Annotated in this window: 9 protein-coding genes; 7 read left to right on the forward strand and 2 right to left on the reverse strand. The window is 74.2% G+C overall.

Features of this window, described 5'->3' with window-relative positions; genetic code table 11:
* Positions 1-85: 85 nt before the first annotated feature.
* The gene (locus tag ACXET9_RS14790; RefSeq protein ID WP_457887449.1) at positions 86-1,036 is read right to left on the reverse strand and encodes a cell division protein FtsQ; all 951 of its coding nucleotides are present in this window, start codon (positions 1,034-1,036) and stop codon (positions 86-88) included.
* Between the two features lie 145 nt (positions 1,037-1,181).
* Positions 1,182-3,014, reverse strand: coding sequence for an HAD-IIIA family hydrolase (locus ACXET9_RS14795; RefSeq protein ID WP_457887450.1), 1,833 nt, complete (start codon positions 3,012-3,014; stop codon positions 1,182-1,184).
* 193 nt (positions 3,015-3,207) lie between these two features.
* Here ACXET9_RS14795 and ACXET9_RS14800 point away from each other — a divergent pair, with 193 nt between their 5' ends.
* The 7 genes from ACXET9_RS14800 to ACXET9_RS14830 all read left to right on the forward strand — a co-directional run bounded on the left by ACXET9_RS14800 (position 3,208) and on the right by ACXET9_RS14830 (position 10,635).
* Positions 3,208-4,305 carry a LacI family DNA-binding transcriptional regulator gene (locus ACXET9_RS14800; protein ID WP_457887451.1) on the forward strand — a complete coding sequence of 366 codons (1,098 nt, stop codon included), beginning with the start codon at positions 3,208-3,210 and terminating at the stop codon, positions 4,303-4,305.
* Between the two features lie 183 nt (positions 4,306-4,488).
* A complete protein-coding gene (locus tag ACXET9_RS14805) occupies positions 4,489-5,607 on the forward strand; it encodes an ABC transporter substrate-binding protein (RefSeq protein WP_457887452.1) in 1,119 nt (372 codons plus the stop codon).
* The gene (locus ACXET9_RS14810) at positions 5,604-6,536 is read left to right on the forward strand and encodes an ABC transporter permease (RefSeq protein ID WP_457887453.1); all 933 of its coding nucleotides are present in this window, start codon (positions 5,604-5,606) and stop codon (positions 6,534-6,536) included. The genes ACXET9_RS14805 and ACXET9_RS14810 overlap by 4 nt, the downstream gene beginning before the upstream one ends.
* On the forward strand, positions 6,515-7,366 hold the full coding sequence (locus ACXET9_RS14815; protein ID WP_457887454.1) for an ABC transporter ATP-binding protein: 852 nt from the start codon (positions 6,515-6,517) through the stop codon (positions 7,364-7,366). Before ACXET9_RS14810 ends, ACXET9_RS14815 begins: the two co-directional genes overlap by 22 nt.
* Positions 7,363-8,808 carry an LLM class flavin-dependent oxidoreductase gene (locus ACXET9_RS14820; protein ID WP_457887455.1) on the forward strand — a complete coding sequence of 482 codons (1,446 nt, stop codon included), beginning with the start codon at positions 7,363-7,365 and terminating at the stop codon, positions 8,806-8,808. Before ACXET9_RS14815 ends, ACXET9_RS14820 begins: the two co-directional genes overlap by 4 nt.
* Positions 8,805-10,076 (forward strand): LLM class flavin-dependent oxidoreductase, encoded by a 1,272-nt coding sequence (locus ACXET9_RS14825; RefSeq protein ID WP_457887456.1) that lies wholly within the window; start codon positions 8,805-8,807, stop codon positions 10,074-10,076. The genes ACXET9_RS14820 and ACXET9_RS14825 overlap by 4 nt, the downstream gene beginning before the upstream one ends.
* Positions 10,066-10,635, forward strand: a complete 570-nt coding sequence (locus ACXET9_RS14830) for a flavin reductase family protein (RefSeq protein WP_457887457.1) — start codon at positions 10,066-10,068, stop codon at positions 10,633-10,635. Before ACXET9_RS14825 ends, ACXET9_RS14830 begins: the two co-directional genes overlap by 11 nt.
* Positions 10,636-10,681: the final 46 nt, after the last annotated feature.

Here is a 10,681-nt window from a genome sequence, read left to right on the forward strand (position 1 = left end):
AAGCGCGGTGAGCGGTGCGCTGAGCGCGGTGCGGTGCGGACTGAGCGGTGCGGTGCGGTGCGGGCTGAGCGGGACGAGCCGGCCGTCAGGCCTGCTCGGCCCCGGTCTCGTCGGCCTTGCGGGACAGGCGGAACAGCAGCACGGCGACGACCAGCACGACCGCGATCGCGGCGACCGAGATCAGCAGGAAGCCGTTGCCGAACTGGTCGATGAAGTCGGGCTCCCAGGCGCCGGCGGACAGGTCGAAGGCCTCGAGGAACGCGAAGCCGAAGGACGCGACCGACAGCAGCAGGGCGACGCCGACGAACAGCGGGGTGCGCGGGGCGGTGCCGGGGATCGGCTCGCCGGGGACGCGGGGACGCATGCCCATGAGGGGCTCGATGCGGCCGTGGAGGGCCGGGATCAGCCACACCGCCGGCAGCGCGCCGAGCAGAATGCCGCTCATGACGACGTCGACGCCGAGGCCGATGATCTCGAGCGCGAGCATCGACTGGGGCAGGCCCTCGACGAGCTCGGCGTCCTCGACGCCGATCCAGACCTTCGAGAGGTCGACGACGGCCGAGAGGACCTTGTCGATCAGCACCAGCACGATGGCGCCGACGACGATCTGCGGGCGGCTGCGGGGATTGCGGATGAGCGAGCCCGCGACGAAGATCGCGAGGAACATCTGCAGGAAGCCCTCGACCTCGGCGAGGCCGGAGAAGTCGCCCATGAGCAGGTCGGTGAAGATGATCTCGCCGAGGGGCGCGCCGAGCGCGGCCCAGAACGGGGAGAACAGGGCCGCCATGGTCAGCGGCACGAACACCATGTAGGCGACGGAGACGTCGACGGGGCCGACGGACAGGTCGGGGATGATCTCGAGGATGATGTTCGAGAGTCCGAAGAGGGACATGGACAGCACGAACACCATGAGCTTCTGCGAGGTGGACAGCTCGAGGCGGCGGACGCCGTCGATCGTGCCGCGCAGGGTGCCGCGGCGCTCGTCCGTGCCGGAGGCGTCGGGGGTGCGGGTCGGCTGGGGGGCCTGGGTGGACATGGGACTGCTCCTTCGGGTGGTGATGCTCGAGAGGTGCGGACGGTCGTTCGGATCAGGGAGATCTGGGGAGGTCGAGCGGTATCGGGGACGGGATGGTGGAGGACGGGGGCGTCGTGGGCGCCGCCGGGGACGGCGGGCGGCGCCGTCAGGCGGGCGCGCCGGCCTCGGCGGGCGCCGCGTCCGGGAGGAGGGCCGCGAGCACGCCGATCACGTCGGCGGGCCCGTCGAGCACATGGTCGGCATGGCCGTCGCGGAGCGCGGCGGCGAGATCGTCGTCGGCGTCCTTGCCGCCGCGCAGCAGGCAGACGTGGCCGATGCCGGCGTCCTTGCCGCCGCGGCCGTCGTTGAGGACCTTGTCGCCGACGTAGACGACGTCGGCGCGGTCGGCCTCGAGGCCGGCGAGGGCGGCCTCGAAGATCTCGCCGCCGGGCTTGCGCACGCCGATCTCGTCGGAGTAGGCGGCGGGGCCGATCGCCCCGGTCAGGCCGTAGTCCTCGAGGATCTCGCGGACGCCGGCGCCGGAGATCGTGTTCGAGACGATCCCGACGACGATCCCGCGCTCGCGGCACCAGCGGATCAGCTCGAGCGCCCCGGGGCGGGGCGCCGGCAGCGACTTCGCGCGGTGCAGCGCGAGGGACAGCCGCGGGGCCTCGATCCGCAGCGCCGCGCGCAGCGAGTCGGGCAGCTCAGCGCCGATCAGGTCGCCCCACAGCACGGCCGGGTCGACCTCGGCGTGGGCGACGGGCAGGGCCCCGCCGTCGACCCGCGCGCCGGCATCGCCCGAGCGCTTGCGGGCGCGGTGGCGCTCCCAGCCCTCGGCGAGCGCACGCTCGGCGGTCTCCTGGTCGATGGGCGCGCCGACGCGCTCGGAGATCGCCACCAGCAGCGCTCCCACCTCGCGGTCGCGGTGCGGGTTGGGCTGCGAGCCGGTGATGACGCCGCCGTGGTCCAGCAGCAGCGCCGGCAGGGCCGCCGGGCGGGCCGCCGGATGGTCCGACGACCGGTCCGACGGGCGGGCCGACGGGGCCGCCGTCTCAGCCGCCTCCGCGGCGGCGCTCGTCTCGGCGGCGGCGCTCGCCTCGAGGGCGGCGCGCAGCGGGGCGAGGAGACCGCTGGGATCCTCGAGCACCAGGTCGGGACGGTCGACGACGTCGAAGGGCGGGGTGTCGGTGCGGCGGTCGCGGGTGATGACGACGGCGCCCGCGCCGGCGCGGCGGCCCGCGGCGACATCGCGGTCCAGGGTGTCGCCGACGTACCAGCAGTCGGCCGGGTCGACGCCGAGGGCCCCGGCGGCGAGGCCGATCATCCCCGGGTGCGGCTTGCGGATGCCGACCTCGTCGGAGTACACCTGCACGCCGAAGAAGTCCTCGAGGCCCTCATCGGCGAGGATCCCGCGGTGGGCGGCGCCCGAATGGGCGTTGGAGACGATCGCGAGGCGCACCCCGCGCTCGCGGCACTCGGCGAGGAGCTCGCGCACCCCGGGCCGGACCTGATGGTCGGCGACCATGAGCGCCATCATCGCCAGCAGGTCGGCGGCGTCGAGCGCGAGGGCGCTGCGCACGGAGTCCGGCAGGTCGGCGAGCAGGAAGTCGGCGACGATCTCGCGGGAGCCGAGCTCGCGGGGCTCGAGGCGGCGCGAGGCCGCGTTCTTCCACAGCGACAGGGCCGTGCGGCCGGCCCGCACCGAGGCCTCGACGTCCTGCGCATCGAGCGGGACCTCGAGCGCCGCGGCGCGCCGCACGATCTCGGCCGCCAGCTCGCGCGCCCAGCCCGCCCGGGAGGTCGTCGACACGACGACTCCGCCGAAGTCCAGCAGCAGCGCGCGGGGCGCCGGCAGCGGGGTCGTCGGGGCCTGCTCGGCGGCCAGCTCGGCGGCCAGTTCGACGGTCGGCGCGGCGGTCGGCGCGGCGGTCGCGGCAGCGGCGTCGGCGCCCTGCTCGGCGGTCGTCGGCTCAGCGGTGCGGGAAGCGGTGGTCACGTGTCTCCTCGGTTCTCGGGGCGGGCCCGGCGGGCGCCTCCAGGGCGGCCCGGCGGCCACATCGCTCACGCTATGAGCAGTCCGCAGGCCCCCGGTGAACGCCGGGTGAACCGACCGCCACGCTCTGGCCATTTCTCCTGAAAGTCTTCAGATCCGCAGGTCGTTCCGCCTTTTCGGCTGGTGTGATGCTCGCGTGACCGCTTCCCGCCCGCCCGCTCGTCCGTCGGCTCGTCCGTCGGCTCGCTCGTCGGCTCGCTCGTCGGCCGGCTCGTCGGCCCGGCCGACGGGCAGTCCGTCGGGCCGGCCGACGCTCGCCGACGTCGCGCGCGCCGCCGGGGTCTCCTCGGCCTCCGCCTCGGGCGCGCTGAACGAGCGGCCCGGCGTCGGCGCCGAGACCCGCAGGAAGGTGCTCGCCGCCGCCCGGGAACTGGGCTACGGCCGCCACCTGCGCCGGCGCAGCACCGGGCTGATCGGCGTGCTCCCCACCGACCTCGGGAACCCGTACCACACGGACGTCATCGCGGGCATCGAGCAGCACGCCGAGTCGATCGGCCTCGGCGTCGTCATCGCCCATGGGCGGCGCGACACCGCCCACCTCGGCCAGGGCCTGCAGCGCCTGCTGGACCTCCGCGTCGACGGCATCATCGCCGTCACCAGCTGGCTGGATCCGACGATGCTCGAGCAGGTCGCGCAGTCGGTGCCGACGGTCGTCATCGGCCGCATGCAGGACGAGGTCCCCGGCGTCGACCACGTGCACGGCCGCGACGAGGCCGGGGCCGCGCTCGCCGTGCGGCATCTGGTCGAGGCCGGGCATCGTCGGCTCGCGCACGTCACCCTGTCCTCGCGGCCCGGCCCCGCGCTCCGACGCGCGGGCTTCCTCGCCGAGGCCTCACGGCTCGGGCTGCGGGATGCGGTGCGGGTCGTCGGTCCCGACCGGGCCGACGAGGGCATCGACCTGCTGCTGCGGGCCGTCCGCCGCGGGGAGGGCGATGCGGCGACCGCCGTGTTCGCGGCCAACGACATCGCCGCCGTGCGCGTGCTGCACCGCGCCTCCGACCTCGGGGTCGCGGTCCCGGACCGGCTGAGCGTCGTCGGCTACGACAGCTCGGCGGTCGCGCTGACCGTGCGCCCGCCGCTGACCAGCGTGAACCAGCCCCGCGCGGAGATGGGGCGGCTGGCCGCGCAGATGATCCGCGAGCGCCTCGAGGGGCGCCTGCACGACACGGTCGGCCAGGTCGAGCCCGTGCTGCACATCCGCGCGTCGACCGCGCCGCCGCCGCGGAGCGCGTAGCCCCGCGGCTCCGTCCACCGTCCGGTCATCCTTCGTCACAGAGATGGCCGCCGCACCCTCCGGCCCCTATCTTTTCTTATGTCCGACCAAAGCGGTCGGGATTGTAGAGATAGAGGGGCTGCGCGGTCCGCCGAGATCCGGCGACCCGACCGGCCCCGCCCCGTCCGAGAGAGGACCCCGCCGATGACCTCCCCCACCCGCCGCGCGCTCCCCACCCGCCGCACCCTGCTGGGCGGCTCCGCCCTGACCGCCGGTGCGGCGCTGATGGCGCTCTCCGGATGCGCCTCGGCCACCTCCTCGGCCGCGGAGTACTCGACGGAGGATCCCCTCCCCAGCGGCGAGCCGGACTCCACCACGAGCCTCCGGCTCGCCGGTCGCACCACCGAGCTGCAGCTCGCCGCCGCGGGCGACGCGATCGACCCGCTGGCCTTCACCGTCTCCGAATGGGTGAACGTCGGGGCCGGCCCCGACGTGATCCAGGCCTTCCGCGCCGACTCCCTGGACGTCGCGAGCAATGCGATCCTGCCGCCCATCCAGGCGCATGCGATCGGCTTCGACACCCGCATCGTCGGCGTCCTCGAACGCCCCACCCCCTCCTACATCTTCGCGACCTCTGCCGCCTCCGGCATCGCCGGCTTCGAGGACTTCCGGGGCAAGCGGATCGCCTTCTCCCAGGGCCAGTCCCAGGGCGACACCGTGCTGCGCACCCTGCGCAGGAACGGCATCGCCAACGAGGAGGTCGAGCTCATCGACCTGCCCAGCACCGAGTTCGTGACGGCGCTGCAGGGCGACCAGGTCGACGTCGCGCCGCTCGGCGAGCCGACCCTGACCAAGTACATCGAGCAGTACGGGGTCGACGGGGCGATCACCCTGCCCTCCGAGGTCCCCGACCTGCTCAGCATCATCTGGGCGCCCACCAGCGTGCTCGCCGAGGAGGCGAACGTGCTCGCGATCCGCGACTACCTGCGCGCCTGGGCCCAGGGCAACGTCTGGGCGTGGGAGAACCCCGACGCCTGGAAGCAGGCGTACTACGTCGAGGACCAGGGCGTCACCGCCGAGGACGCCGACCGCATCTGGGAGACCGTCAACACCCCGCTGTTCCCGGAGAGCTGGGATCGCGCGGTCGAATGGGCCGCCTCGTCGATCGACCTCCTGGTCGAGGGCGGGTTCATCGAGGAGAGCTTCGACGCCGAGGAGCTGTTCGACCGCCGCTTCGAGACCGACGCCGCGGCCGCGGTCGACGCGACCTATACCCGAGCCGCCGACGAGGCCTGGGACGACACCGACGAGGAGCAGTCATGACCACCACCCTGACCCGGGCGGGCGCCGCGACCGGCACCGCCCCGACCACCAGCACGATCGCCGCCTCCCCCGCCGCGGACCCCGCGACGGGCTTCGGAACCGCGGCCCCGGACGCGGCGGGCCTCGAGGCCCCCGCGATCTCCCCGCAGTCCCGGCGCCGCCGGCTCGGCCGCCGACGCTCCTTCCCCGGCGCCCGGCTGCTCGGGCCCCTCGCGATCGTGGTCGTGTGGCAGGCCGCGTCGTCGGCCGGGCTGCTCGACCCGCGCCTGCTCACCGGACCCGACGTCGTCGCCCGCACCGCCTGGGGGCTCATCGCCGACGGCACCCTCGGCGAGCACGCCTCCGCCTCCCTCAGCCGCGCGCTGCTGGGCCTCCTGCTCGGCACCGTCGCCGGCGTCGTGCTCGCGATCGTCGCGGGCCTGACCCGGCTCGGCGAGTCGTTCGTCGACGGCACCATGCAGGTCAAGCGCGCGATCCCGAACCTCGCGCTGATCCCGCTGCTGATCCTCTGGCTTGGCATCGGCGAGGAGTTCAAGGTGACGGTGGTGGCGCTAGGCGTCCTCATCCCGATCTACATCAACACCTATGCCGCGCTCACCGGCATCGACGCCAAGCATGTGGAGCTCGCCGAGTCCCTCGGCCTCACCCGCCTCCAGTACATCCGGTGGGTGCTCGTCCCCGGCGCGCTGCCCGGCTTCTTCGTCGGCTTCCGGCTCGCCGTCGTCGGCTCGTGGATGGCCCTGATCGTCGTCGAGACCGTCAACGCCACCTCCGGGATCGGCTACATGATGTCGCAGGCCCAGCTGTACGCGCAGAGCGACATCATCCTCGTCGGCCTGCTCGTGTACGGGATCTTCGGCTTCGTCTCCGACGCGCTCGTGCGCACCCTGGAGAGGAGGGTCCTGTCATGGCAGCGCACCCTGGGCTGACCCTCGCCGCGGCCGCAGAGGCCGCGCCCGACGCACCGGCGCCGTCGGCCGGACCCGCGCCGTCGGCCGGACCCGCACCGTCGGCCGGACCGGCACTCCGCATCCGCGACCTCACCCGCTCCTTCGGCGAGCGCACGGTCCTGGACGGCGTCGACCTCGACATCGCCCCCGGCGAGGTGGTCGCACTGATCGGCCGCAGCGGCTCCGGCAAGTCGACTCTGCTGCGGGCCGTCGCCGGCCTCGACGACGCCGTCGCCGGCTCCGGGGAGGTGCTCGTCCCCGAGCGCGTCTCCCTCGTCTTCCAGGACTCGCGGCTGCTGCCGTGGCTGCGGATCCTCGACAACGTGGTGCTGGGCCGTCCCGGCTCCGCCGCCCGCCGCCGCGGCACGGAGGTCCTCGCGGAGGTCGGCCTCGCCGGCCGCGAGAGGTCCTGGCCGCATGAGCTCTCCGGCGGCGAGCAGCAGAGGGCCGCGATCGCCCGGGCCCTCGTGGGCGAGCCCCGCCTGCTGCTGGCCGACGAGCCCTTCGGCGCCCTCGACGCCCTCACCCGGCTGAAGATGCACGCCCTGCTGAGGACCCTGCTGCAGTCCCATCGCCCCGCCGTGCTGCTGGTGACGCACGACGTCGACGAGGCCCTGCTGCTGGCCGACCGCGTGCTCGCGATCGACGAGGGCCGCTTCGCCCTCGACCTGCGCGTCGACCTCCCCTCCGATCGCACCGCCGCGCATCCGCGCATCCCCGCCCTGCGCGAACAGCTGCTGTCCGCGCTCGGCGTGGACACCGGCCCCGATTCTGCTTCCGTCCCGTCCACCGAGAGGACCCCGTCATGACCGCGCACAGCACCCCCGAGCAGCCCCGCCGCCTCCACCTCAACGCCTTCCTCATGACCGAGGGCCACCACGAGGCCGCCTGGCGCCTGCCCGAGTCCGATCCGCTGCGCGGGCTCGACGTCGGCTACTTCATCGAGCTGGCCCGCACGGCCGAGCGCGGGAAGCTCGACTCGATCTTCTTCGCCGACGGGCCCGCCCTCGGCAAGGATCCGGGCCGTCGGCCCTCCGCCGGCTTCGAGCCGATCACGCTGCTGAGCGCGATCGCCGTCGCGACCGAGCGGATCGGCCTCATCGCCACCGCCTCCACCAGCTACAACAGCCCCTACAACCTCGCCCGCCGCTTCGCCTCCCTGGACCTGATCAGCAAGGGCCGGGCCGGCTGGAACATCGTGACCACCGCCCATCTCGCCGCGGCCCGCAACTTCGGTCTCGACGAGCTGCCCGCGCACGCCGACCGCTACGCCCGGGCCGAGGAGTTCGTCGACGTCGTCACCTCGCTCTGGGAGGGCTGGGAGCCCGACGCGATCATCGCCGACAAGGAGAACGCCGTCTGGGCGGACCCCTCGAAGGTGCATGCGACCGACCATGTGGGCGACCACTACCGGGTCGCCGGGCCGCTGAACGTGCCGCGCACCCCGCAGGTGCATCCGGTGCTCGTCCAGGCCGGCTCCTCCGAGGCCGGCAAGGACCTCGCCGGGCGCACCGCCGAGGCCGTCTTCACCGCCCACCAGCGGCTCGAGGACGCCCTCGCCTTCGCCGAGGACGTGCGCACCCGCGCCGTCGCCGCGGGCCGCTCCGCGAGCAGCGTGAAGATCCTGCCGGGGATCGTCCCGATCATCGGCCGCACCGAGGCCGAGGCCCTCGAGAAGGAGGCGCAGCTGAACGACCTCGTCCATCCCCGCTACGCGCTCGAGCAGCTCACCTCGACCCTGCACCTGCCCGCGGGCTCCCTCGGGCTCGACGAGAAGCTGCCCGCGGACCTCCCCGCGGAGGACGAGATCGAGGGCGCCAAGTCCCGGTACACGCTGATCGTGTCCCTCGCCCGCCGCGAGGACCTCACGGTCCGCGAGCTCATCGGCCGCCTCGCCGGCGGCCGCGGCCACTTCACCGTCGCCGGCACCCCCGAGCAGATCGCCGACGTGATCCAGGAGTGGTTCGAGGCCGGCGCGGCCGACGGCTTCAACGTCATGGGCCCGGTCCTGCCCTCGGGCCTCGAGGACTTCGTCGACCTGGTGGTGCCGATCCTGCAGGAGCGCGGCCTGTTCCGCACCGAGTACGAGGGCACCACGCTGCGCGAGCACTACGGTCTGCCGCTGCCCACCGGGGTGGCGACCGGTGCGCCCGTCGGCACCGCCCCCGAGCTCGAGCCCGCGCTCGCGCCGGCGCTCGCGACCGCTCCCGCGCGCGAGCCCGCCCTCACGGCCGATGGGGGCGAGCGATGAGCGCGCCCCGGTTCCTCTGGTACGTGCCCAACCAGCTGCGCCCCGGGCATCGCGGCGACGAGATCCGCGAGGACCACGGCTCCCTGGACGTCCTCGCCGAGCACGCCCGCGCCGTCGAGGCGTCCGGCTGGGAGGGCGCCCTCATCGGCACCGGCTGGCACCGCCCCGACACCCTCACCGTCGCGACCGCGCTCGCCGCCCGGACGGAGACCTTCCGTCCGCTCGTGGCGGTGCGGCCCGGCTACTGGGATCCCGCCCATCTCGCGGCCTCGGCCGCGACCCTCGACCGCCTCTCCGGCGGACGCCTGCTGCTGAACATCGTCAGCGGCACCGACGGGATCGCCGAGTACGGGGACGCCGTCACCGGCCGCGCCGAGCGCTACGCCCGCACGCAGGAGTTCCTGCATGTGCTGCGCCGGCTGTGGACGGAGGAGGAGGTCACCCACCACGGCGCCTTCTACTCCCTCACGGGAGCGCGCCTCGGGCCCCGGCCCGTCGCCGGCGGCGACGGCGAGCGTCCCCATCCGACGCTCTACTTCGGCGGCGCCTCGCCGGAGGCCGAGCGCGTCGCGGCCGCCGAGGCCGACGTCCAGCTGTTCTGGGGCGAGACCTATGCGCAGATCGGCGAGCGGATCGCCCGCCTGCGCGCGCTCTCCGAGGAGGTCGGCCGACGCCATGCCCCGCTCGAGTTTGGGCTGCGGGTCACCGTCGTCGCCCGCGAGCGCTCCGAGGACGCCTGGCGCGAGGCCTATGCACGGGTCGGCCGCATGACCGCCGAGGAGAACGCCCGCTCCGGCGGGCCGACGGCCGGCGCCGCGCCGGACGGAGGCACCGCCTCGAACGGAGGCGCCGGCCCGATCGCGGATGCGCACAGCGCGGACGCCCTGTCCCGGGCGGCGTCCGTCGGCCAGGAGCGGGTGCGGGCCCTCGCCGACACCGACGATGTGCTCGACGACGTCCTGTTCACCGCTCCCGCGAAGGTCGGCGGGCGCGGGGCGGCGACGACCTGGCTCGTCGGCTCCTTCGAGGAGGTCGCCGCCGCGCTGCGGATCTACCGCTCCCTGGGGATCGGCCACTTCGTCCTCTCCGACACCCCGTACCTGCGGGAGGTCGAACGGCTCGGACAGCACCTGCTGCCCCTGCTGCGCGACGTCCCGTCGGAGCCGACGACCGACCGCATCGGCCGACCGGCCGGCACCAGCACGACCAGCACGACTGACGCAGCACCGACCAGCACCGATCCGAGGAGGGAACTCCATGTCGTCTGACACCGCACTCACCGCCCCCACCACCACGACCGACGCCGCCGCGGCGGCCCCGTCCTCTCCGGCCTCGCCCCGCGAGGGCGCGCTGGACCGGGAGAGCTTCGCCGGCCTGTTCCGCCGCCACCCCGCCGGGGTCGCCGTGATCACGCTGAACGACGGGGTCCGGCCGCTCGGCTTCACCGCCACCTCGGTCATCTCCGTCTCCGCGCAGCCGGCCGTGCTCGCCTTCTCGATCAACGACTCCTCGTCATCCTGGCCCGCGCTCTCGCGGGCCCGGACGGTGACGATCAACCTGCTGGCGGAGGACCAGCGGCAGATCTCCACGGTCTTCGCGACCTCGGGGATCGACCGCTTCGCCCAGGTCGACTGGCATCAGCTGCCCACCGGCGAGCCCGTCCTCTACGGGACGGCCGGCTGGATCAGCGGCCGCATCATCGAGCGCGTCGCCGCCGGCTCCAGCCACATCGTGATCGTCGCCGCCGACCGCGCGGAGATCTCGAACGAGCAGCCGCTGGTCTACCGCAACCGCGCCTACCACCAGCTCCTCGAGTACGAGATATGAGGCCGACGGGAGCGGGGGGGCGAAAAAATGCGGACACACACTCCCG

The organism is Brachybacterium netajii (SeqCode), from assembly GCF_054114245.1.